We start from the raw sequence: 22,787 nt of genomic DNA on the forward strand, positions 1-22,787 counted from the left end.
GCCATGGCCGAGGCTCAGGATGCCGCAGTAGCCCCACACCAGATCGAGCGCCAGTGCCGCCAGTGCGTAGCACATGATCTTGCCGATCAACGTGAGCGCATACGCCGACAGATGCAGCGGGCTACCCTCCGGCACCAGTAGCGCACACACCGGCGCCCCGATGCAGACGATGAGCGACACCAGCACCAGCGCAGACCACCCGCGCCGCGACAGCAACGGCATGCGCGCCGGAATATCGAGAGAGAACTTGGTCGTCATGGATCAGGCCTCCGCGCTGCGGCCCTTGAGGGCAAACAGCCCCTGCGGACGCTTCTGGATGAACAGCACGATCAGCACCAGCACGATGATCTTCGCCAGCACCGCGCCGTAGAACGGCTCAATGAACTTGTTGATGAGCCCCAGCCCAAACGCACCAATGATGGTGCCGGCCAACTGCCCCACCCCGCCCAGCACCACGGCCATGAACGAATCGATGATGTAGCTCTGGCCGAGATCCGGCCCAACGTTGCCGATCTGGGAGAGCGCGCAGCCACCCAGCCCGGCAATGCCCGCTCCGAAAGCAAAGGCGTAGCTGTCGACCTTCCACGTGCGCACACCTACACACGCAGCCATCGTGCGGTTCTGCGTGGTGGCGCGCACGAACAAGCCCAGGCGCGTGCGGTTGAGCACTGCCCATGCAATCGCCACCACTGCCAGTGCAAACAGCAAAATCACGAGCCGGTTGTACGGCAGGATCAGGCCCGGATACAGCGCAATGCCACCGCTCATCCAGCTCGGGTTGGCCACCTCCACGTTCTGCGCGCCGAAGATCGAGCGCACGGCCTGCATCAGCAGCAGACTGATCCCGAAGGTGGCAAGCAGCGTTTCCAGCGGACGACCGTACAGATGACGCAGCACAAGCCGCTCCAACGCAAAGCCGACCGCGGCCGCCGCCAGAAATGCCGCGGGCAGTGCTGCCGGCAGATACCAATCGAATGCGTTCGGGAAGTAGTGACGGAAGATCGTCTGCACCACGTAAGTGGCATACGCACCGATCATCAGGAACTCGCCGTGCGCCATGTTGATGACGCCGATCAGGCCATAGGTGATGGCCAGCCCCAGTGCAGCGAGCAGCAGCACCGAGCCCAGGCTCAGGCCAGCGAACAGGTTGCCGATCAGCTCGGCCTTGCGCTCCTGTGCCGACAGGCTATCGAGTGCCTGCTGTGCCGCCGCGCGCAGTTCGTCATCCGCCCCACTGTTTTTGGCGAGCAGTGGCGCAATGTGCTGGCGCGTCTGCGGGTTGGTGTCCGAGCCCAGCAGCTTGAGCGCTTCGAGCTTCTCGGCATGCGTACCGTCGTCGAGTGCGAGATTGGCCCACAGCAGATGCAGCTTGGTGCGCAGTTCAGGATCGGTCTCGTGCTTGCGTGCGGCATCGACGATCGGGCGCGAGGCCGTCTCCGGATGCGCGAGCAGCGTATCGACGGCTTGCGCACGCACGGCGCGGTCGGGTGACTGCAAGACGAAACCGCTCGCGGCGCTATCGACTTGCGAGCGCAGCGCGTTGTTCAGCGTGAGGGATTGCAGATCGTCTGCCTTGACCGTCACCGGCTGGCCAGAGACTGCATCGAAATAGCGTTCACCATCCTGGCGCACCATGCCAACAGCGGGCGCGAAGAACAGCGCGTCGTTCTGCAAAGCCTGCAGGATGGGGCCGGCCTGTTCAGCAGGCGCGGCAGTCAGCGCGTTGAGCGCCTTCACCTTGGCATCGAAGTCATCTTCGGCCAACGGCTTGAGATCAGCCTGGCTGAGCGAGACGGGAGGTTGTCCGGCAGCCCATGCCGATACAGCGGGCGTTGCAGCCAGACAAAGCGCACACAGCAGCGCAGCAAAGGAATGAGACAACCAGCGGGACAAGCGCATCATGGCAATCCGATGCGTGGCGGCCGGGGTTGAGGCCGCTCCGCCACGTCGTACAGCATCGTTCAAAGGACAAGCCACGTGCGTCACGTGACCTGCCCGCCCGACTACATCACTTGCTTGCAACCATGTCAGGCTTGCCCTCGTTGCCCGGAATGTACGGGCTCCACGGCTTGGCGCGGATCACTGTCGGCGTCTTCCACACCACGTTGAACTGGCCGTCACCACGTACTTCGCCGATCATCACGGGCTTGCTCAGGTGATGATTGTTGTTCATCACCAGCGTGAAGCCCGACGGCGCCTTGAACTGCTGGCCGTACATTGCCTGGCGCACCTTGTCCACGTCGGTGGTGCCGGCCTTCTCGACGGCCTGCTTCCACATCATGATGCCGACGTAGGTGGCTTCCATCGGGTCATTGGTGACGCGCTTGTCGCCGCCCGGCAGGTTATTGGCCTTCACCCACGCGGCCCACTTCTTCTTGAAGTCGTCGTTGACCGGGTTCTTGACCGACATGAAGTAGTTCCACGCTGCAAGCTGGCCAGCCAGCGGCTTGGTGTCGATGCCGCGCAGCTCTTCTTCACCCACCGAGAACGCGACCACCGGCACGTCCTTCGCCTTCAGGCCGGCGTTGCCGAGTTCCTTGTAGAACGGGACATTCGAATCACCGTTGATCGTGGAGATCACGGCCGTCTTGCCACCCTGGGAGAACTTCTTGATGTTGGCAACGATGGTCTGGTAATCGGCGTGGCCGAACGGCGTGTAGACCTCTTCGATGTCGCTGTCCTTCACGCCCTTGCTGTGCAGGAAGGCGCGCAGGATCTTGTTGGTCGTGCGCGGGTACACGTAATCGGTGCCCAGCAGGAAGAAGCGCTTGGCGCCACCGCCCTCCTTGCTCATCAGGTATTCCACGGCCGGAATGGCCTGCTGGTTGGGTGCAGCCCCCGTATAGAAGACGTTTCTCGACATCTCCTCGCCTTCGTACTGCACTGGGTAGAACAGCAGGCCGTTGAGCTCCTCATACACCGGCAGCACCGACTTGCGCGACACCGACGTCCAGCAGCCGAACGTGACGGCGACCTTGTCCTGCGTCAGCAGCCCGCGGGCCTTCTCGGCAAACAGCGGCCAGTTCGAAGCCGGGTCCACCACCACCGGCTGCAGCTGGCGGCCGAGCACACCGCCGCTCTTGTTGATCTCGTCGATGGTCATCAGCGCCACGTCTTTGAGCGACGTTTCGGAGATGGCCATGGTGCCCGAGAGCGAATGCAGGATGCCGACCTTGATCGGCTCTTTTGCCTGAGCAAACGCGAGGTTCGGCATGGACGAGAGGGACAACACCGTTGCTGCGGCGACTGCCGACAGCTTCAACAGCTCACGACGTTTCATTGCGGCTCCTTGGGTCTATTGGTGGCGAGAACGACTCCCGGATGCCTAAAGTGCAACTACCGTGCCATCACTTTCCGCTCACCGGATGGGAAATCCGCGCCAAAACGGTGCCAAAGCCGCGCCAGTTGCGCGCATTTAGCTCGGGTGATGCGCATGCATGGGGCACGCGCGGACAAGCACAAAACCAGCCAAACGCAAGGAGAGCGCAACAAGAAAAAAAGGCCGGCATTGCGCCGGCCCTTTCAGACAGATGGGAAAGTCTTTCAGGAATAGCGTCGCGAGATCGACTCCGCCACGCACACCGGACGCTCCTGCCCTTCCCGCTCGATGGTCACGGCCCAGGTCATCTGCGCGCCCGTGAGTGTGGGTGCATTGGGCAGCGGCGGCAGCGCTTCCATCTCCACCAGGCTCACGCGTGCGCGCACACGGCTACCCACAGGCACCGGCGCGGTGAAGCGAACCTTGTTCAGACCGTAGTTCACGCCCATCTTCACGTCCGGCATCTCGATCGCGTTCGCCATCAGCATCGGCAGCAGCGAGAGCGTCAGAAAGCCATGCGCCACCGGCGCCCCAAACGGCGACTCCCGTTTGGCGCGCTCCACATCCACGTGAATCCACTGGTGATCGCCCGTCGCCTCGGCAAACAGGTTGACCTGCTGCTGTGTGATCTCGGTCCAATCGCTGACCGCAACCTCCTGGCCAATCAATCCTTTCAACTCGTCGAGCGACTCGATGATGCGCATCTGGGTTGTCTCCTTGTTGTTGTTCGATGTGATATTCGATTCGCTCAGGCTTTCGGGCGGCGGCCAAACAGGCCCATGCCCGTGACCGTGCAGACCAGCTCACCACGCTGGTTGCGTGCTTCCCAGCGATTGACCGCCACACCACGATCCGGCTTCGACTGCGACGGTTTGATCTCCATGCACGTGCTCGATACCGACAGCGTGTCACCTGGGTACACCGGTTTCATCCAGCGGATTTCGTCCACGCCTGGCGAGCCCATGCTGGCCGCCTTGCCAAGAAAGCCCGTCACCATCAGTCGCATCATGATCGCGCAGGTCATCCAGCCGCTTGAGATGATGCCGCCGTAGATGCTGTGCTTGGCCGCTTCTGCATCGATGTGGAACGGCTGCGGGTCATATTGTCGGGCGAAGGTCAGGATCTCCTCTTCGGTGACGGTGTATGTGCCCATTTCCAGCGTACGACCCACTTCAAAGTCATCGAAGTAAAACGCGTACGGTAGCGTTGTCTCTGCCCGACTGTTTTCACTCATCTCGATCTCTCCTCAAAATGACAACGCCCCGCGAGAACGCGGGGCGCTGAAGGATGCCATTACGCTGCGTGTTGGAAACCCGGCAGCGACGCGAAGCGTGCCAGGTGATGATCCACGTCGCCAAGCGTGGTGTTGATCATCGTCAGCCGCTTGAACATGTGCGCAGCCGGCAGTTCGTTCGTCACGCCCATGCCGCCATGCAGTTGCACTGCTTCCTGGCCCACATCACGCGCAGCCTGGCCAACGCGCGCCTTGGCTGCCGATACATAGCGGCGGCGTGCTTCCACATCGCCATCTTCAAAGTGCGCGGCGGCAAGATAGGTAACCGAACGCGCCTGCTCGCCGTGGATGAACATGTCGACCATGCGATGCTGCAACGCCTGGAAGCGCGCAATGGGCACGCCAAACTGCTGACGCGTCTTGGTGTATTCCAGCGTGGCGGCGTTCAGCGCGTCGATCAGCCCGACCGCTTCAGCACACAGCAGCACGCAACCCAGGTCGGCTACCGCGTCGATGGTTTCCCATGCGTCGCCGGCCTTGCCCAGCAGCGTTGCCGGCGCGTTGTCGAAGCGGATGTCTGCAGCGCGCAGGTTGTCGATCGTGCGATAGTCCTTGACCGTCACGCCTGCGGCGTCGCGGTCAACCACGAACAGCGACAGGCCAGCGGTATCGCGTGCCTCGCCGCCCGTGCGTGCGGAAACGATCAGCTTGTCGGCCTGTGCGCCGTGCACGACCACTGCCTTCTCGCCGGAGAGCGTCCAGCCGCTGCCCTGCTGCGCAGCGCGCGTGGCAACGTTGAAGAGTTCGTAGCGCGATTGACGCTCACCAAAAGCGATGGCCAGCTTGACGGCACCACCAGCCACCTGCTCCAGCAGCGCATCTTGACCACCCGCGAGCTTGAGCGCCTGCGCGCCCAGCACGGTGGCCTGATACGGCTCCACGACCAGGCCGCGGCCCAGTTGTTGCATCACCACCAGCAGGTCCATTGCACGGCCGTCGAAGCCACCTTGCGCTTCCGGCACCGGCAGCGCAGTCAGACCCAACTCGGCGATGCTGTCCCACGCACGCTGCGACACGCCCTCGGGCGAGTACACGATCTTGTTGCGCGCTTCAAAGCCGTAGTCCTTGTCGACAAAGCGGCGCACGGCATCGGCCAGTTGCTTCTGTTCGTCGGTGAACGAGAAATCCATAGTTGTCTCCGTTATCCGTTCTGATCAGACGCCGAGGATCATCTGCGAGATGATGTTGCGCTGGATCTCGTTCGACCCGCCGTAGATGGAGGTCTTGCGATAGTTGAAGTAGTACGGCGCGAGCGGTGCCGCATCGTTGTCGCCGGTCACGGCTTGCGTGATCTCGCCCTCCAGATAGCTCGGGTCGAACGGCTGCGCATACGGCCCCACAGCCTCGACCATCAGCTCGGTCAGCATCTGCTGGATCTGCGTGCCCTTGATCTTGAGCAGCGAAGCCTCGGGGCCAGGGCCCTTGCCGGCGTTCTCGCTCGACACCACGCGCAGCACAGTGATCTCCAGCGCCATCAGCTCGATCTCCAGCGATGCCACCTTGGCAGCGAATACCGGGTCCTGCAGGAGCGGCTTGCCATTCTTCTGATGCTGCTGCGCAACGCGCTTGAGGAACGCCAGCTCGCGCTTAGAGTGTCCGACGCGTGCAATGCCGGTGCGCTCGTGGCCGAGCAGGTACTTGGCGTAGGTCCAGCCGCGGTTCTCTTCGCCGATGAGGTTCTCAACCGGCACCTTCACGTTGTCGAAGAACACCTCGTTCACTTCATGCTCTTCGTCCAGCATGATGATCGGGCGCACGGTGATGCCCGGCGTCTTCATGTCGATCAGCAGGAACGAAATGCCCTCTTGCTTCTTGGCGTCCGGGTCGGTGCGGACGAGGCAGAAGATCATGTCGGCGTGCTGGCCGAGCGTGGTCCAGGTCTTCTGGCCGTTGACGATGTAGTGATCGCCCTCGCGCACGGCGCGCGTCTTGACCGAGGCCAGGTCCGAGCCCGAGCCGGGTTCGGAGTAGCCCTGGCACCACCAGTCGGTGCAATCGACGATGCGCGGCAGGAAGTAGCGCTTCTGCGCTTCGTTGCCGTACTTCATGATCACGGGCGCAACCATGCTGACGCCGAACGGCAGCACGCCGGGCGCGCCGATCTCCGCGCACTCTTCGTCCCAGATATGCTTTTGGATGGGGGACCAGCCGGTACCGCCCCACTCGACCGGCCAGTGCGGTACCGACCAGCCCTTGCCCGCCAGTGCCTTGTGCCAGCGAACGAAATCTTCGCGGTTCAGGCGGCGGTGATTCAACACCTTGTCTTGAATGTCCTTCGGCAGATTGGCTTGCAGCCAGCCGCGGACTTCCTGGCGGAACGCATCATCGGCCGCCGAGTAGTTCAGATCCATGCCTGTCTCCTGTGGTTGGCGCTCCGCCGTGGCAAATCGGCGGAGCACGTTCTATCGGACCGGCGCGGACCTGAATCGGGCGACTAGTGCACGGGCTGCTTGAGCGCATCCGGCACCAGCAGCGGCATCAACTCGATGCCTTCCTCTGCCAGCTCCTGCGCTTCCTCCCGAGACGTCGTCCCGCGAATGCCCCGCTCCGGCGCCTCGTCGTAATGCATGCGACGCGCCTCTTCTGCAAACCGATCGCCGACGTCCTCGGTGTTGGCCAGGACATGGCGCACGGCTTTCAGGTAGAGCTGTTGCAGGGCTGCGGGCACACCACCCTCGCCTTCGCCTGTCTTGGTGGCGCCCCCCTTCTGGGCGGCCTCCGCACGTGACGACGACAGATTCAGGCGCGGCGCACTCGGTAGGCGCTCAACCTCGTTGTGACCGCAAACCGGGCACGTCAGCAGCCCGCGTTCCTGCTGCGATTGCAGGTCGGCATCGGAACCGAACCAGCCTTCGAAGCGGTGGTCATTGGCACAACGGAGATCCAGCACTTTCATGATCGGTCCAGCGCATGGGGATGAGTGTATCCCCGATTCGAAAATTTGTGAACGGTCGTGCTAATTTTTTCGCACGACCGTTCGCTATAGTAACGACAGCAGGAAGACGGCTTGGTCAGACGACTACACAAGAGGCTCAGACAGCACCTGGCGTCCACGCACCCGACAGAATCTTCTCGAGCCAGAACGTGCCGATGATGGTCTTCACGTCGGAAATCTTGCCGTCACGTACCCAGTCGATCAACTGGCCCGCCGGCGTGATAAAGGTCTCAAGAAACTCACCTTCGTCGAGCATCGCCTCGCCCTGTTCGAGATCACGCGCGAGATAGATGTCAATGAACTCGGTAGAGTATGAGATGACCGGGTGGATGCGAGTGAGGTAGTCCCAGCGTTCAGCCGTGTAGCCGGTTTCCTCAATCAGCTCGCGCTTGCCGCACGCCAGCGCACCCTCTTGCGGGTCGAGCTTGCCAGCGGGGAATTCGATCATCACCTTGCCGACCGGGTAGCGGAACTGCCGCTCCATCAGCACAGTGCCGTCGTCAAACAGCGGGATCATCATGACCGCGCCCGGGTGAATCAGGTACTCGCGGCTGGCGTTGCGGCCGTCCGGCAAGCGGACGATATCCTGCTTGAGCGTGAGGAACTTACCCTGATGCATCAAGGCCGACGCGACCTGTGTCTCGCGCAGGCCGGCATCCGGGTCAGACGTCATGTCTGCGGATGCGGGGAACGTGGATGCGGGATTGCTATCGGACATGGCGCTCTCTCATGCCGAGACAGCGGGTGCCTGCCCGGCGGGTGATCAACGGGAGTGGCGAACCAGGTATTGCCACGTAAAGCCGGGAAACGCGAACACCAACATCAGGCAAGCAGTGATTGCGTAGAACTGCCAGCCTTGCGGGAAGGCATTACCCTGGCTCGATTCAATGCCGAAGCCGATCAACCCCACCACAACATACATGGCGATCAGCTCGGTACCGCGCAGCCAGAACGGCTTGCGCGGCCAGCGTGCCGGCACCAGGGCCAACACGCGTTGATTGACGAACGGCAGGTTGGCACAGATCAGTGCCAACACGATGACAAACAAGCCGCCCGTCGATGCGTTCACGATCGCGCCTGATTAAGAAGCCAGCGTCAGGCGAATTGCCTGGTAGCACAGCGCCATCAGGCCGGCCGGGAAGATACCCAGCAGCAGCACCAGCAGACCGTTGACCGACAGTACCGAACGCAGGCCGAAGGTGGCTTCCACCGGACCTTCGTCAGCCGGGGCATCAAAGTACATGACCTTGATGACACGCAGGTAGTAGAACGCACCCACCAGCGAGAACAGCACGGCCACGATAGCCAGCCACGGCATGCCAGCATCCACCACCGCACCCAGCACCGACAGCTTGGCGTAGAAGCCGACCGTCGGCGGCAGACCTGCCAGTGACATCATCATGAACAGCGTCAGCAGCGCAAACCAGGGGCTCTTCTTCGACAAGCCCTTCAGGTCAGCAATGTCTTCCGCCTCGTAGCCCTTGCGCGACAACAGCAGAATGATGCCGAAGGCACCCAGCGTGGTCAGCACGTAAGTCACGGCGTAGAACATCGAGGCGCTGTAAGCCTGAGCCGTCAGATCCGGCTTGCCGGCACTCACGCCCGACAGCAGACCCAGCAGCAGAAAGCCCATGTGCGAAACCGTCGAATACCCCAACAGGCGCTTGAAATTCGTCTGCACCACACCAGTGATATTACCGATGGCCAGCGAGAGCACGGCCAGCACGATCAGCATGTTCTGCCAGTCAAACGCCAGCGGCAGCAAGCCTTCAACCAGGATGCGCAGCGTCATGGCAAACGCAGCCAGCTTCGGTGCACCCGCGATCAGCAGCGTCACGGCCGTCGGCGAGCCTTGATACACGTCAGGCACCCACATGTGGAACGGCGCCACACCTAGCTTGAATGCCAGGCCAGCCACCAGGAACACCACGCCGAACACCAGGATTGTCTTGTTGATGTTGCCCGTGTTGATCTGGCGGAACACCTCTCCCAGGTCCAGCGAGCCGGTCGCGCCGTACATCATCGACATACCGTACAGCAGTAGACCCGATGCCAGTGCACCGAGGATGAAGTACTTCATCGCCGATTCCGACGAGACGTTCGCGCCACGGCGCAATGCCACCAGCGTGTACGAAGCCAGCGACAGCAGTTCCAGACCCAGATAAAGCGTCAGGAAGTTATTGCCGGTGATCATCACCACCTGACCGCCAAGCGTGAACAGCGCGAACATGTAGAACTCGCCGTTGTACATGTCGCGATCAGCCAGGTACTTGCGCGTGTAGATCAGCGTCACGAACACCGCCAGTGCGGCCACGGAGCACAGCACGTTGGCCATCGGATCAATCACGGCCAGGTTGCTGAACACGTAGTGCGTTTCACCGGCCGCCGCATTGATGGCAAACCAGACGCTCAGCACCAGCGTGATCGTCAGCGACACCGGATAGGCAACGCTGCTGCGGTTCTGACCGCGCGCCAGGTCAATCCAGTTGACGGCACCGATGCCGAGCGCGAGGAAGATGATCGGGGCGATAGCCGCCATGGATGAGGACAATTGCATGGTTTCTTCTCCCCGCTTACAGCTTGCTCTGAGCCACGTGGGTGAGGAGATTCACCACGGACGCATGCATGACATCGGTAAAGGGCTTCGGATACAGGCCCATGTAAAGCGTTGCGATCGCCAGCACGCCGAGCATGAAGAATTCACGGCAGTTCAGGTCTTTCAGCTCGGCGACGTGCTTGTGCGTCACGTCGCCAAAGATCACGCGTTTGACCATCCACAGCGAATAAGCAGCGCCGAAGATCAGGGCGGTAGCCGCCAGCAGGCCGATCCAGAAGTTGTACTTGACCGAACCCAGGATGACCATGAATTCGCCAACGAAACCGGAGGTCGCCGGCAGGCCGCAGTTGGCCATCGCGAAGAACACCGACAGCGCGGCAAACTTCGGCATCGTGTTCACCACACCGCCGTAATCGGCGATCTGGCGCGAGTGCACGCGGTCATACAGCACACCGATGCACAGGAACATCGCACCGGAGATGAAGCCGTGCGAAATCATCTGGACGATACCGCCCTCGATACCGATCTCGTTGAAGATGAAGAAGCCCAGCGTGACGAAGCCCATGTGCGCGATCGACGAATACGCGACCAGCTTCTTCATGTCAGCCTGCACCAGTGCAACCAGACCGATGTAGATCACGGCGATCAGCGAGATCGCGATGATGAACGCGGACAATTGATGGCTTGCATCCGGCGCGATCGGCAGCGAGAACCGCAGGAAACCGTAGGCACCCAGCTTCAGCATGATGGCGGCCAGCACCACGGAACCGCCGGTCGGCGCTTCCACGTGGGCGTCAGGCAGCCAGGTATGCACCGGCCACATCGGCACCTTCACGGCGAAGGCCATGAAGAACGCGATGAAGATCAGGATCTGCTCGTTCATCGACAGCTTGACCTGATGCCACTGCAGGATCTCGAACGTACCACTGTGGAAGTACAGATACAGCAGCGCAACCAGCGTCAGCAGCGAACCCAGCAGCGTGTACAGGAAGAACTTGAACGCCGCGTACACGCGATTCGGACCACCCCACACACCGATGATGATGTACATCGGGATCAGCGTGGCTTCGAAGAAAACGTAGAACAGCATGCCGTCGAGCGAGGCGAACACACCGATCATCAGACCCGACAGGATCAGGAACGCGGCCATGTACTGCGCCACACGCTCGGTGATCACTTCCCAGGCCGCGATCACCACGATCACCGTGATGAACGCAGTCAGCACCACGAACCACATCGAGATGCCGTCGACACCCAGGTAGTAGTTGATGTGGAAGCGCTCGATCCAGCTCGACTTCTCGACGAACTGCATCGCCGCCGTGGTCTTATCGAAACGCGTGATGAGCGGCAGCGTGATCACAAAGCTGATTAGCGAGCCGATCAGCGACATCCAGCGGACATAACCGGGATTGCGGTCTGAGCCCGAGGCCAGCACCAGCACGCCGAAGAAGATCGGCAGCCAGATCGCAAAAGACAGAACCATTTTTGTTATCCCTTATTTGCCCGCCAGGAACACGAAGTACGTCAGCAGGCCAACCGTGCCGACAATCATCGCGAACGCGTAGTCATAGATGTAGCCGGACTGGAGCAGGCGCACGACGCTCGCGAACCAACCCACCAGACGCGCGCTGCCGTTCACGACCACGCCGTCGATCACACCCTGATCGCCGCCCTTCCACAGGCCGCGGCCAACCTTGACCGCACCGTTGGCGAAGACGATCTCGTTGATCTTGTCCATGTAGTACTTGTTGTCCAGCAGCTTGTAGAGGCCGGAAAAACGCTTGGCGATCGCAGCCGGAATGTCCGGGCGCTTCAGGTAGAAGAACCACGACAGCACCACACCCGACACCAGCAGGATGAACGGAACCGACGTGAAGCCGTGCACCGCCATCTCAACCCAGCCGTGGAAGTCTTCGCCCAGCACCTTCATGGCTTCGTGGTTCTCGCCATTGAAGATCACCTGTGCGAACGCCACGCCGTGCTTGAAGAACTCGCCGAACAGCATCGGCTGGATCGCCCAGGCACCGATCACCACCGACGGAATCGCCAGCAGCACCAGCGGCACCGTCACCACCCACGGCGACTCGTGCGGCTTTTCGCCCGGCGCCAGACCGTGATGCTCGTGGCCGCCATCTTCCTCTTCGTGATGTTCGTCGTGGTGCTGATCAGCCTTGCCGAAACGCTCTTCCCCGTGGAACACCAGGAAGTACATGCGGAACGAGTAGAACGCCGTCACGAACACGCCACCCAGCACGGCCCAGTAGGCAAACTGAGCGCCCGGTAGGTGCGACTCCGCCACCGCTTCGATGATCGAATCCTTCGAGTAGAACCCCGAGAAGAACGGCGTACCGATCAGTGCCAGCGAACCCACCAGTGACGTCAACCACGTGATCGGCATGTACTTGCGCAGGCCGCCCATGTTGCGCATGTCCTGATCGTGGTGCATGCCGATGATGACCGAGCCCGCACCCAGGAACAGCAGCGCCTTGAAGAACGCGTGCGTCATCAGGTGGAACACGGCGACTTGGTATGCCGATGCGCCCAGCGCAACGGTCATATAGCCAAGCTGCGACAGCGTCGAATACGCCACGACGCGCTTGATGTCGGTCTGAATGATGCCCAGGAAACCCATGAACAGCGCGGTAATGGCGCCGATGATCAGCACGAACGACAGCGCGGTGTCCGACAACTCGAACAGCGGCGACATGCGCGCAACCATGAAGATGCCGGCGGTCACCATGGTGGCCGCGTGGATCAGCGCGGAAATCGGGGTCGGACCTTCCATCGAGTCCGGCAGCCACACGTGCAGAGGGAACTGTGCCGACTTACCCATCGCGCCGATGAACAGGCAGATGCAGGCGACCGTCAGCATGTGCCAGTCGGTGCCAGGGAAGCCGATGGTCGCCAGATTGTCACGAGCGGCGAACACGTCTGCGTAGCTCAGGCTGCCGCTGTACGCCAGCAGCAGGCCAATGCCAAGTACGAAGCCGAAGTCACCCACACGGTTGACCAGGAATGCCTTCATGTTGGCGTAGATCGCCGTCGGGCGCTTGAACCAGAAGCCGATCAGCAGATACGACACCAGGCCCACCGCTTCCCAGCCGAAGAACAGCTGCAGGAAGTTGTTGCTCATCACGAGCATCAACATCGAGAAGGTGAACAGCGAGATGTAGGCGAAGAAACGGTTGTAGCCGTCGTCTTCTGCCATGTAGCCAATGGTATAGATGTGCACCATCAGAGAGACGAAGGTCACCACGCACATCATCATCGCCGTGAGCGAATCGATGAGGAAGCCGACTTCCATTTTCAGCGAGCCGACCGTCATCCATTCGTAGACGGTGGCGTTATAGCCGGCGCCGTTAATGACATCGAGCAGCACCGACACCGACAGGATGAAGGCGATCGCCACACCGAGGATGGTGACGCTGTGGGACGTCTTGCGGCCGATCTTCTCGCCGAAGAACTTGGTGCCGAACAGCCCGGCGATCGCTGAGCCGGCGAGCGGCGCAAGCGGGATCGCCAGCAGCAGGTTGGGATTGAGCGTAGTAGCCATGGAGCTTCTTATAAGTGGATACGCCGATCAGCCCTTGAGGCTGTCCAGATCGTCAACGTTGATGGTGTCCAGGTTACGGAACAGCACCACCAGGATGGCGAGACCAATCGCGGATTCCGCCGCGGCCACCGTCAGGATGAAAAACACGAACACCTGCCCCGCCAGGTCACCCAGGTAGTGGGAGAACGCAACGAAGTTCATGTTGACCGCAAGCAGCATCAGTTCGATCGCCATCAGCAGCACGATGACGTTCTTGCGGTTCAGGAAGATGCCGACGATGCTGATGGCAAACAGCACCGCGCCGAGCACGAGGTAATGGGCAAGGGATAGCGAAGACATATGGATACTCCCGGGGCTCAGCTCTTGGAATCAGCCGAAGCTGCGCCTGCCGCCTTCTCGGCCGGCATCGAGACCAGGCGCACGCGGTCCTTGCGCTGCACGCGGATCTGATCGGCCACCTTCTGGCTCTTGGTGTCCTTACGACGGCGGGCCGTCAGCGCCACGGCGGCGACGATAGCCAGCAGCAGCACGATGCCCGCCACTTCGAAGGCGTAGATGTAATCGGTGTAGATCAGCTTGCCGAGCGCCTGCGTATTTGGGCCTTGGAAGCCCTTGGGCAATTCCTGCACTGGCTGTACGCGCCCCATGAAAGTCTTGGTCAGCACCACAGCCATTTCCAGGATGATGACCACGCCTACGAACGCCGCCAGAGGCACATACGTCCAGAAGTCTCGTCGCAGGTGTTCGATGTCGATGTCAATCATCATCACCACGAACAGGAACAGCACCATCACTGCCCCCACGTAGACCAGCACCAGCGTAATGGCGAGGAATTCCGCCTTGAGCAGCATCCAGATCGCCGCCGCGGTGAAGAACGACAGCACGAGGAACAGCGCCGCGTGTACCGGGTTCTTCGCGGTGATGACCTTCAGCGCTGAGAGCACCAGCACCAGCGCGAAACAGTAGAAGATGATCGTCGTGATTTCCATGATCCTGGCGCGGGCCGTTTTGCGGCACGCGCTTGTCCAAAGCCGCGGCGGCATGATGCCGCCGTAGCTGGTTGGCTCACGAGGAGCCGTTGTACTTCCGGAATTTCAACTGCACCACTCGCCGCTTGCCCAGCGAGTGTCTTGAATCAGCGGTACTTTGCGTCGGCCGCCTTGCTCGCCGCGATTTCCGGCTCGAAGCGATCGCCCACGGCCAGCAGCATGTCCTTGGTGAAGTACAGGTCGCCGCGCTTCTCACCGTGGTATTCCAGGATGTGCGTCTCGACGATGGCATCGACCGGGCAAGCTTCTTCACAGAAGCCGCAGAAAATGCACTTGGTCAGGTCGATGTCGTAGCGCGTGGTGCGGCGGGTGCCGTCGTCGCGCTGATCCGACTCGATCGTGATGGCCATAGCCGGGCACACGGCTTCGCACAGCTTGCATGCGATGCAGCGCTCTTCCCCGTTCGGGTAGCGGCGCAATGCGTGCAGACCACGGAAGCGCGGCGACAGCGGCGTCTTCTCTTCCGGGAAGAGCACAGTGATCTTGCGCGCGAACAGATAGCGCCCGGTCAACGCCATGCCCTTGAAGAGTTCCTTCAGGAGCAGGCTGTTAAAGAATTCCTTGATGGATAGCAACATGGTGCGCCCCTATTGTCCCGTTACTTCCAGATGTTCCACGGCGACACCAGCCAGATGGCAACGATGATCAGCCAACCTACGGTGAGCGGAATAAAGATCTTCCAGCCCAAGCGCATGATCTGGTCATAGCGATAACGCGGGAACGATGCGCGCAGCCAGATGAAGACCGACAGCAGCAGGAAAACCTTGATCAGCAGCCAGAAGAAGCCCGGAATCCAGTTGAACACCGGAGCATCGATCGGCGGGGCCCAGCCACCCAGGAACATCGTTGCCGTCATCGCCGAGATGACGATCATGTTGATGTACTCGGCCAGGAAGAACAGCGCGAACGCCATGCCCGAGTACTCGATCATGTGGCCGGCCACGATTTCCGACTCGCCTTCCACCACGTCAAACGGGTGACGGTTGGTTTCCGCCACGCCCGAGATGAAGTACACGCCGAACATCGGCAGCAGCGACAGCCAGTTCCACGACAGGATGTTCACCCCGTGGTCCGCAAAGAAACCGCGGTTCTGTGAGTTGACGATGTCCGACAGGTTCAGGCTGCCCGTCACCATCAGCACGGTCACGAGCGCAAAGCCCATGGCGATTTCGTACGAAATCATCTGTGCCGAAGCCCGCATCGCGCCCAGGAACGCGTACTTGGAGTTCGAAGCCCAACCGGCCAGAATCACGCCGTACACACCCACGGAGCTGATCGCCATGACATACAACAGACCAGCATTGATGTTCGACACCACAGCTTCGGCCTGGAATGGCACCACCGCCCAGATCGCCACAGCCGGCATCAGCACCATCAGCGGCGCAATGATGTACAGGCCACGGCTGACCTGGCTCGGCACCATGACTTCCTTGAGCAGGAGCTTAAGCACGTCGGCGATCGGCTGCAGCAGGCCCATCGGGCCCACGCGGTTCGGACCCAGACGCACGTGCATCCAGCCAATCAGCTTGCGCTCCCAGAGGATCAGGTAAGCCACACACAGCAGCAGCGGCAGGATGATGCAGACCGCACGCACCAGCGTCCAGATCAGCGGCCACCAGCCACCGAAGGTCGCCGTGCCGAAAGAAGTAATCGACTCGATCATGTTGACCCTTACACCGTAGCCGCCAGCGCGGACGATTCAACCTTTTCAACGCTTACCGCGCCGAACATCGCGCCCAGTTGAGCCGATGCCTCAGTCGCAGCCGGCACGCGGATCACGCCGGAAGCCAGCGATTTGTCCAGCACCGCCGGCAGCACCACGCTACCCTGCCCTTGCGTCACGCGAACAGCGTCGCCGTTGGCCAGACCCAGTTGCGCGAACAGATCGGCCGGCAGACCAGCGCGAACCGCAGCACGGGCAGCCGCCGTCAGTTGCAGCGAACCGGCGCGACGCACGATCGGATCGGCGTGATAGATGGGCACATCGGCCAGGCGCTCGATGCCAGCAGCAGCGGCGGCCGGGGCAGCAGTTTGCGCCGTCGTCGCATTCGACAGACGATCGGTCACCGGCTTGGCCAGCACGTCGTTGCGTACCACTTCCGAGGTGTCGTAATCGAAGCCCGACAGATTCAGCAGGTTGCCCAACACGCGCAGGACCTTCCAAGCCGGACGCGAATCACCCAGGCTGCGCACGACACCACTGAAGCTCTGCGGCAGGCCTTCGCAGTTGACGAAGGTGCCCGAGGTTTCAGTGAACGGCGCGGTCGGCAGCAGCACGTCGGCGTATTCCAGTGCGGCACGCGAGGCGAACGGCGCCAGCACGATCACGGTGTCAGCTTGGTCCAGCGCGGCGCGTGCCTGCGTCGGGTTGGCCGTATCGAATTCCGGCTCGGCGCCCAGCAGCACGTAAGCGCGGCGCGGCTGAGCCAGCATGGCAGCAGCGTCCAGGCCATTGCTCTGCGGCAGCGCGCCGGCAATGTAACCGCCGACCGTGTTGGCTGCTTCCGTCAGGAAGCCCAGCGCGGCACCGGTCTGCTGCGCGACCCATTGAGCCAGCGCATGCAGTTGCGAGAATTGCGGATGTGCCACAGCTGCGTTGCCGAGGAACACCGCCTTGCGCTCGCCCGAAGCCAAGCTGTCGGCGATGCGCTTGGCGACATCACCAGCTTCGACACCCTCCGTACCGGCCGGACGCGCAACGTTCTTAGACGCAGCAACAGCGACAGCCACTTGCGACAACAGCGACAGCCATTGCGACGGTGCGCCCAGCAGTCGCGTAGCGGGCATCAGCAGGTCTTCGCCGCCAGCGCCGATCACGTTCAGTTGTCCACCCTTCTTGCCAGCCTGGCGCAGACGCGCGGCCAGCAGCGGATGATCCTTGCGCAGGAACGCGCCCACCACCAGCGTACGCTGCAGCAGCGACACATCGGCGATTGGCATGCCGAGCCACGGAGCACCCGTCGGCTTGGCGGAGAAATCGGACTGACGCAGGCGGAAGTCGACGTTGTCGCTGCCAATGCCGCGCACCAGCTTTTGCAGCAGGAACAGTTCTTCCAGCGTGCTGTGCGGGCTGGCCAGCGCGCCGATCTGCTCGGCGCCGTGGTCGCGTTTGATTTCGTTCAGGCCATTGGCGACGTATTCCAGCGCCGTGGTCCAGTCGACAGCCTTCCACTGACCGCCCTGCTTGAGCATCGGCTGAGTCAGGCGGTCGTCACTGTTCACGCCTTCGTAGGCGAAACGGTCCTTGTCGGACAGCCAGCATTCGTTGATCGCTTCGTTGTCCAGCGGCAGCACGCGCATCACGCGCTGGTTCTTCGTCTGGACGATCACGTTGGCACCCAGGCCGTCGTGCGGCGACACCGATTTGCGGCGTGCCAGTTCCCACGTACGGGCTGAGTAGCGGAAGGGCTTGCTGGTCAACGCGCCGACCGGGCACAGGTCGATCATGTTGCCCGACAGCTCCGAGTCAACGGTCTGACCAACGAACGTGGTGATCTCAGAATGCTCACCGCGGTTGAGCATGCCCAGTTCCATCACGCCGGCCACTTCCTGGCCGAAGCGGACGCAGCGCGTGCAGTGGATGCAGCGCGTCATCTCTTCCATGGAGATCAGCGGGCCCACGTTCTTGTGGAACACCACGCGCTTCTCTTCCTTGTAGCGCGATTCGGACTTGCCGTAACCGACGGCCAGATCCTGCAGCTGGCACTCGCCGCCCTGGTCGCAAATCGGGCAATCCAGCGGGTGATTGATCAGCAGGAATTCCATCACGGACTTCTGCGCCTTCACCGCCTTCTCGGAGTTGGTGAAGACCTTCATGCCCGCGGTGACCGGGGTAGCGCAGGCCGGCAGTGCCTTGGGCGCCTTCTCGACCTCGACCAGGCACATCCGGCAGTTGGCCGCGACCGACAGTTTGCGGTGATAGCAGAAGTGAGGAATGTAGGTGCCCGCTTGGCGAGCCGCCTCCATCACCAGGCTGCCTTCGGCAACCTCGACCTTCTTGCCATCGATTTCGATTTCAACCATGTTCTGCCACGCTTAAATGTAGGTGGGCACCATGCACTGCTTGTGTTCGACGTGATACGCGAACTCATCCCAGTAGTGCTTGAGCATGCCGCGGACCGGCATCGCGGCGGCATCGCCAAGCGCGCAGATGGTCCGGCCCATGATGTTCTCGGCCACGTTGTTGAGCAGTTCCAGGTCTTCCTGGCGGCCCTTGCCGTGCTCGATACGATCGACCACGCGGTACAGCCAGCCGGTGCCTTCACGGCACGGCGTGCACTGACCGCACGACTCTTCGAAGTAGAAGTACGACAGACGCAGCAGCGACTTCACCATGCAGCGCGTCTCGTCCATCACGATCACGGCACCCGAGCCCAGCATCGAGCCGGCCTTGGCGATCGAGTCGTAGTCCATGTCGGAGGCCATCATCAGGTCAGCCGGGACCACCGGTGCCGACGAGCCACCCGGGATGACTGCCTTGAGCTTCTTGCCACCGCGCATGCCGCCGGCCAGCTCCAAGAGCTTGGAGAACGGCGTGCCCAGCGGGATTTCATAGTTGCCCGGACGCTCCACGTCGCCGGACACCGAGAAGATCTTCGAGCCGCCGTTGTTCGGCTTGCCCATCTTCAGGTAGTTGTCCGGGCCGATCGCCAGCAGGAACGGCACCGCGGCAAACGTCTCGGTGTTGTTGATCGTGGTCGGCTTGCCGTACAGGCCAAAGCTGGCCGGGAACGGCGGCTTGAAGCGCGGCTGGCCTTTCTTGCCTTCCAGCGATTCGAGCAGCGCGGTTTCTTCGCCGCAGATGTACGCGCCATAGCCATGGTGCGCGTGCAGCTGGAAGTTGAAACCGGAGCCGAGGATGTTGTCACCCAGGAAACCGGCAGCGCGCGCCTCTTCCAGCGCTTGCTCGAAAATCTTGTACTCGTTCCAGATTTCGCCGTGGATGTAGTTGTAACCCACGGTGATGCCCATCGCGTAGCCGCCGATGGCCATGCCTTCGATCAGCGCGTGCGGGTTGTAGCGAATGATGTCGCGGTCCTTGAACGTGCCCGGCTCGCCCTCGTCCGTGTTGCAGACCAGGTACTTCTGCCCCGGGAACTGGCGCGGCATGAAGCTCCACTTCAGGCCGGTCGGGAAGCCCGCACCGCCACGGCCGCGCAGGCCCGAGGCCTTCACGTCGGCGATGACTTGTTCAGGGGAAATCTTTTCCGTCAGGATGTGCTTGAGCTGCTGATAGCCGCCGCGCTTGACGTAGTCTTCGAGGTGCCAGTTGTCGCCGTTCAGGCCAGCAAGAATCAACGGCTGGATATGTCGATCGTGCAGGGAGGTCATTTACTTGCCTGCTCCGTTGGTCGCCTTCGCCTGGAGGTCGGCGATCAGCGCGTCGAGCTTCTCGTTACTCATGAAGCTGCACATATTGGTGTTGTTGACGATCATGACCGGTGCGTCACCGCACGCGCCCATGCACTCGCCTTCCTTCAGCGTGAAGTTGCCGTCAGCAGTCGTCTCGTTGAAACCGATGCCCAGCTTCTTCTTCAGGTAGTCGGCAGCGCGCTCGCCGCCCGACAGCGCGCACGGCAGGTTCGTGCACACCGACAGCTTGAAGCGGCCCACCGGCTTGGTGTCGTACATGTTGTAGAACGTCGCCACTTCCTCGACCCACACCGGCGGCATTTCGAGGTACTCGGCCACGAACTGCATGACTTCGGGCGAGACCCAGCCTTTCTCGCTCTGCGCGACCGCCAGCGCCGCCATGACGGCGGACTGCTTCTGGTCGGCGGGATATTTCGCGACCGCCCGGTCGATTTCCTTGAGAGCTTCTGCTGATAGCATGTTCGTTGCGATTGGTGCGGGACGCGGGGCGGACTACAAATACCCCGGCGTGCGTCCTCGTTTCACAGCCGCGCTTGCCTGCGCGTCAAACCGTTATGTCTTGCGGGCTTAGCGATCAATCTCGCCAAACACGATGTCTTGCGTACCAATGATCGTCACAGCATCCGCGATCATGTGGCCGCGGGCCATCTCATCGAGTGCCGCCAAGTGCACGAAGCCCGGCGCGCGGATCTTCAGACGGTACGGCTTGTTGGCACCGTCCGAGATCGCATAGATACCGAACTCGCCCTTTGGATGCTCGACGGCGGCATACGCCTCGCCCTCGGGCACGTGCATGCCTTCGGTAAAGAGCTTGAAGTGGTGAATCAGCTCTTCCATGTTCGTCTTCATCTCGACACGCGACGGTGGCGCTACCTTGTGGTTATCGGTAATCACCGGACCCGGGTTCTTGCGCAGCCACTCGATGCACTGACGGATGATGCGATTGCTCTGGCGCATTTCTTCAACGCGCACCAGATAACGGTCGTAACAATCGCCATTCACGCCCACCGGAATGTCGAAATCAACACGGTCATACACTTCATACGGTTGCTTCTTGCGCACGTCCCAGGCGATGCCCGAGCCGCGCAGCATCGCGCCGGAGAAGCCCTTGTTGAGCGCACGCTCCGGGCTCACCACACCGATGCCGACCAGACGCTGTTTCCAGATCCGGTTATCAGTCAGCAGCGTTTCGTATTCGTCGACGTATTTCGGGAAGCGATTGGTGAAATCTTCGATGAAGTCCAGCAGCGAACCCGAACGCGTTTCGTTCAGGGCAGCCAGGGCCTTCTCGTTGCGCACCTTGGATGCCTTGTACTGCGGCATCGTGTCAGGCAGGTCGCGGTAGACGCCACCCGGACGATAGTAGGCCGCGTGCATACGCGCACCCGACACCGCCTCGTACATGTCGAACAAGTCTTCGCGCTCACGGAAGGCATACAGGAACACCGCCATGGCGCCCACGTCCAGCGCGTGCGAACCGATCCACATCAGGTGGTTCATGATCCGCGTGATCTCGTCGAACATGACGCGGATGTACTGCGCGCGCAGCGGCACTTCGAGGCCCAGCAGGCGCTCGATCGCCATCACGTAGGCGTGTTCGTTGACCATCATCGACACGTAGTCGAGGCGGTCCATGTACGGCACGCTTTGGATCCAAGTCTTCTGCTCGGCGAGCTTTTCGGTCGCGCGGTGCAGCAGGCCAATGTGCGGGTCAGCACGTTGAATGACTTCGCCGTCCAGCTCAAGCACAAGGCGCAGCACGCCGTGCGCGGCCGGGTGTTGCGGGCCGAAGTTCAGGGTGTAGTTCTTGATATCTGCCATGATCGGGCGCCCTTCAGTGCTTCAGACCGCCGTATTGATCCTCACGGATCACACGCGGGGTAATCTCGCGCGGTTCGATGGTCACCGGCTGGTAGACCACGCGGCGTTGCACCGGGTCGTAGCGCATTTCGACGTAGCCCGACACCGGGAAATCCTTGCGGAACGGGTGGCCGATGAAACCGTAATCGGTCAGGATGCGGCGCAGGTCCGGGTGACCTTCGAACACCAGGCCGTACAAGTCGAACGCTTCACGCTCAAACCAGTCGGCGGAGTTCCAGACAGTGGTGACGGACGGCACGACCGGGAAGTCATCTTCCGGCGCAAACACGCGCACGCGTACGCGCCAGTTGTTCGTGATCGACAGCAGATGCGCCACAGCCGCAAAGCGCGGACCATTCCAGGCACCGTCGCCATAGTCGGCGTAGTCGACGCCACACAGGTCCATCAACTGCTCGAACTTGAGCGACGCATCATCGCGCAGCGTACGCATGGCCTCGAGATAATCGGCGGCCTTCACCACGAGGGTGAGTTCACCAACCGACTCAGTCAGGCTTTGAATGCGATTGCCCAGCGCCTTTTCGAGCGCGGCCTTCAGGGTGGCAAGCTTTTCGGTCATGTCAGCCCTTGCGCGCGATGGTATTGGTGCGACGGATCTTGGCTTGCAGCTGGATGATGCCGTAGATCAACGCTTCCGCCGTCGGCGGGCAACCCGGCACGTACACGTCGACCGGCACGATGCGATCGCAACCGCGCACGACAGAGTACGAGTAGTGGTAGTAACCGCCGCCGTTGGCGCACGAGCCCATCGAGATGACCCAGCGCGGCTCGGCCATCTGGTCGTACACCTTGCGCAGAGCGGGGGCCATCTTGTTGCACAGCGTGCCGG

22 protein-coding genes and 1 pseudogene are annotated in these 22,787 nt (G+C 61.6%); all 23 read right to left on the bottom strand.

Features of this window, described 5'->3' with window-relative positions; all coding sequences use genetic code 11:
- Positions 1-258: pseudogene (locus JHD73_RS17900) on the bottom strand (urea ABC transporter permease subunit UrtC); the annotation flags it as partial.
- A 3-nt stretch (positions 259-261) separates the two neighbouring features.
- Positions 262-1,902: an urea ABC transporter permease subunit UrtB gene (urtB, locus tag JHD73_RS17905; protein WP_199031606.1), complete on the bottom strand. Its 1,641-nt coding sequence runs from the start codon at positions 1,900-1,902 to the stop codon at positions 262-264.
- 106 nt (positions 1,903-2,008) lie between these two features.
- Positions 2,009-3,280 carry an urea ABC transporter substrate-binding protein gene (urtA, locus tag JHD73_RS17910; RefSeq protein WP_199031607.1) on the bottom strand — a complete coding sequence of 424 codons (1,272 nt, stop codon included), beginning with the start codon at positions 3,278-3,280 and terminating at the stop codon, positions 2,009-2,011.
- A 263-nt stretch (positions 3,281-3,543) separates the two neighbouring features.
- Positions 3,544-4,023, bottom strand: a complete 480-nt coding sequence (locus tag JHD73_RS17915) for a MaoC family dehydratase (RefSeq protein WP_199031608.1) — start codon at positions 4,021-4,023, stop codon at positions 3,544-3,546.
- Between the two features lie 44 nt (positions 4,024-4,067).
- Entirely contained in the window at positions 4,068-4,553 is a 486-nt protein-coding gene (locus tag JHD73_RS17920; protein WP_199031609.1) for a MaoC family dehydratase, read from the bottom strand.
- Between the two features lie 59 nt (positions 4,554-4,612).
- Positions 4,613-5,743 carry an acyl-CoA dehydrogenase family protein gene (locus tag JHD73_RS17925; RefSeq protein WP_199031610.1) on the bottom strand — a complete coding sequence of 377 codons (1,131 nt, stop codon included), beginning with the start codon at positions 5,741-5,743 and terminating at the stop codon, positions 4,613-4,615.
- A 24-nt stretch (positions 5,744-5,767) separates the two neighbouring features.
- A complete protein-coding gene (locus tag JHD73_RS17930; protein WP_199031611.1) occupies positions 5,768-6,964 on the bottom strand; it encodes an acyl-CoA dehydrogenase family protein in 1,197 nt (398 codons plus the stop codon).
- A gap of 83 nt (positions 6,965-7,047) precedes the next feature.
- On the bottom strand, positions 7,048-7,509 hold the full coding sequence (locus tag JHD73_RS17935) for a DUF1178 family protein (protein ID WP_199031612.1): 462 nt from the start codon (positions 7,507-7,509) through the stop codon (positions 7,048-7,050).
- 136 nt (positions 7,510-7,645) lie between these two features.
- Complete coding sequence (locus JHD73_RS17940; protein ID WP_233177038.1) at positions 7,646-8,266, bottom strand: NUDIX domain-containing protein; 621 nt, start codon at positions 8,264-8,266, stop codon at positions 7,646-7,648.
- A gap of 45 nt (positions 8,267-8,311) precedes the next feature.
- Positions 8,312-8,617 (bottom strand): DUF2818 family protein, encoded by a 306-nt coding sequence (locus JHD73_RS17945; protein WP_039597872.1) that lies wholly within the window; start codon positions 8,615-8,617, stop codon positions 8,312-8,314.
- 12 nt (positions 8,618-8,629) lie between these two features.
- On the bottom strand, positions 8,630-10,105 hold the full coding sequence (nuoN, locus tag JHD73_RS17950; protein WP_199031613.1) for an NADH-quinone oxidoreductase subunit NuoN: 1,476 nt from the start codon (positions 10,103-10,105) through the stop codon (positions 8,630-8,632).
- A gap of 16 nt (positions 10,106-10,121) precedes the next feature.
- Entirely contained in the window at positions 10,122-11,588 is a 1,467-nt protein-coding gene (locus JHD73_RS17955; protein ID WP_199031614.1) for an NADH-quinone oxidoreductase subunit M, read from the bottom strand.
- 12 nt (positions 11,589-11,600) lie between these two features.
- Positions 11,601-13,658: an NADH-quinone oxidoreductase subunit L gene (gene nuoL / locus JHD73_RS17960; RefSeq protein ID WP_199031615.1), complete on the bottom strand. Its 2,058-nt coding sequence runs from the start codon at positions 13,656-13,658 to the stop codon at positions 11,601-11,603.
- Between the two features lie 27 nt (positions 13,659-13,685).
- Entirely contained in the window at positions 13,686-13,997 is a 312-nt protein-coding gene (nuoK, locus tag JHD73_RS17965; RefSeq protein WP_021194982.1) for an NADH-quinone oxidoreductase subunit NuoK, read from the bottom strand.
- 17 nt (positions 13,998-14,014) lie between these two features.
- Complete coding sequence (locus JHD73_RS17970; RefSeq protein WP_199031616.1) at positions 14,015-14,647, bottom strand: NADH-quinone oxidoreductase subunit J; 633 nt, start codon at positions 14,645-14,647, stop codon at positions 14,015-14,017.
- A gap of 146 nt (positions 14,648-14,793) precedes the next feature.
- The gene (gene nuoI, locus JHD73_RS17975; protein ID WP_199031623.1) at positions 14,794-15,282 is read right to left on the bottom strand and encodes an NADH-quinone oxidoreductase subunit NuoI; all 489 of its coding nucleotides are present in this window, start codon (positions 15,280-15,282) and stop codon (positions 14,794-14,796) included.
- Positions 15,283-15,305: 23 nt separating this feature from the next.
- The gene (gene nuoH, locus JHD73_RS17980) at positions 15,306-16,370 is read right to left on the bottom strand and encodes an NADH-quinone oxidoreductase subunit NuoH (protein WP_021194984.1); all 1,065 of its coding nucleotides are present in this window, start codon (positions 16,368-16,370) and stop codon (positions 15,306-15,308) included.
- 8 nt (positions 16,371-16,378) lie between these two features.
- Positions 16,379-18,730, bottom strand: coding sequence for an NADH-quinone oxidoreductase subunit NuoG (gene nuoG, locus JHD73_RS17985; protein ID WP_199031617.1), 2,352 nt, complete (start codon positions 18,728-18,730; stop codon positions 16,379-16,381).
- 12 nt (positions 18,731-18,742) lie between these two features.
- Positions 18,743-20,038, bottom strand: a complete 1,296-nt coding sequence (gene nuoF, locus JHD73_RS17990) for an NADH-quinone oxidoreductase subunit NuoF (RefSeq protein ID WP_199031618.1) — start codon at positions 20,036-20,038, stop codon at positions 18,743-18,745.
- Positions 20,039-20,539, bottom strand: a complete 501-nt coding sequence (gene nuoE, locus JHD73_RS17995) for an NADH-quinone oxidoreductase subunit NuoE (RefSeq protein WP_021194987.1) — start codon at positions 20,537-20,539, stop codon at positions 20,039-20,041.
- A 108-nt stretch (positions 20,540-20,647) separates the two neighbouring features.
- On the bottom strand, positions 20,648-21,901 hold the full coding sequence (locus JHD73_RS18000; protein WP_199031619.1) for an NADH-quinone oxidoreductase subunit D: 1,254 nt from the start codon (positions 21,899-21,901) through the stop codon (positions 20,648-20,650).
- 13 nt (positions 21,902-21,914) lie between these two features.
- Positions 21,915-22,517 carry an NADH-quinone oxidoreductase subunit C gene (locus JHD73_RS18005; protein WP_199031620.1) on the bottom strand — a complete coding sequence of 201 codons (603 nt, stop codon included), beginning with the start codon at positions 22,515-22,517 and terminating at the stop codon, positions 21,915-21,917.
- Between the two features lies 1 nt (position 22,518).
- Positions 22,519-22,787: NADH-quinone oxidoreductase subunit NuoB (gene nuoB / locus JHD73_RS18010; protein WP_199031621.1), on the bottom strand; the 269-nt coding region annotated here is incomplete at its 5' end.

Source organism: Ralstonia sp. ASV6, assembly GCF_016429285.1.
GTDB classification, from domain to species: domain Bacteria; phylum Pseudomonadota; class Gammaproteobacteria; order Burkholderiales; family Burkholderiaceae; genus Ralstonia; species Ralstonia flaminis.

Excerpts from the sequence above, each read along its gene's own strand:
- JHD73_RS17920 (WP_199031609.1), bottom strand. The coding sequence starts at position 4,553 with ATGAGTGAAAACAGTCGGGCAGAGACAACGCTACCGTACGCGTTTTAC.
- JHD73_RS17915 (WP_199031608.1), bottom strand. The coding sequence starts at position 4,023 with ATGCGCATCATCGAGTCGCTCGACGAGTTGAAAGGATTGATTGGCCAG.
- nuoF (WP_199031618.1), bottom strand. The coding sequence starts at position 20,038 with ATGACCTCCCTGCACGATCGACATATCCAGCCGTTGATTCTTGCTGGC.
- urtA (WP_199031607.1), bottom strand. The coding sequence starts at position 3,280 with ATGAAACGTCGTGAGCTGTTGAAGCTGTCGGCAGTCGCCGCAGCAACG.
- nuoE (WP_021194987.1), bottom strand. The coding sequence starts at position 20,539 with ATGCTATCAGCAGAAGCTCTCAAGGAAATCGACCGGGCGGTCGCGAAA.
- urtB (WP_199031606.1), bottom strand. The coding sequence starts at position 1,902 with ATGATGCGCTTGTCCCGCTGGTTGTCTCATTCCTTTGCTGCGCTGCTG.
- nuoN (WP_199031613.1), bottom strand. The coding sequence starts at position 10,105 with ATGCAATTGTCCTCATCCATGGCGGCTATCGCCCCGATCATCTTCCTC.
- nuoG (WP_199031617.1), bottom strand. The coding sequence starts at position 18,730 with ATGGTTGAAATCGAAATCGATGGCAAGAAGGTCGAGGTTGCCGAAGGC.
- nuoH (WP_021194984.1), bottom strand. The coding sequence starts at position 16,370 with ATGATCGAGTCGATTACTTCTTTCGGCACGGCGACCTTCGGTGGCTGG.
- JHD73_RS17925 (WP_199031610.1), bottom strand. The coding sequence starts at position 5,743 with ATGGATTTCTCGTTCACCGACGAACAGAAGCAACTGGCCGATGCCGTG.
- JHD73_RS17935 (WP_199031612.1), bottom strand. The coding sequence starts at position 7,509 with ATGAAAGTGCTGGATCTCCGTTGTGCCAATGACCACCGCTTCGAAGGC.
- nuoK (WP_021194982.1), bottom strand. The coding sequence starts at position 13,997 with ATGTCTTCGCTATCCCTTGCCCATTACCTCGTGCTCGGCGCGGTGCTG.
- JHD73_RS17955 (WP_199031614.1), bottom strand. The coding sequence starts at position 11,588 with ATGGTTCTGTCTTTTGCGATCTGGCTGCCGATCTTCTTCGGCGTGCTG.
- JHD73_RS18005 (WP_199031620.1), bottom strand. The coding sequence starts at position 22,517 with ATGACCGAAAAGCTTGCCACCCTGAAGGCCGCGCTCGAAAAGGCGCTG.
- JHD73_RS17970 (WP_199031616.1), bottom strand. The coding sequence starts at position 14,647 with ATGGAAATCACGACGATCATCTTCTACTGTTTCGCGCTGGTGCTGGTG.
- JHD73_RS17930 (WP_199031611.1), bottom strand. The coding sequence starts at position 6,964 with ATGGATCTGAACTACTCGGCGGCCGATGATGCGTTCCGCCAGGAAGTC.
- JHD73_RS17940 (WP_233177038.1), bottom strand. The coding sequence starts at position 8,266 with ATGTCCGATAGCAATCCCGCATCCACGTTCCCCGCATCCGCAGACATG.
- JHD73_RS18000 (WP_199031619.1), bottom strand. The coding sequence starts at position 21,901 with ATGGCAGATATCAAGAACTACACCCTGAACTTCGGCCCGCAACACCCG.
- nuoL (WP_199031615.1), bottom strand. The coding sequence starts at position 13,658 with ATGGCTACTACGCTCAATCCCAACCTGCTGCTGGCGATCCCGCTTGCG.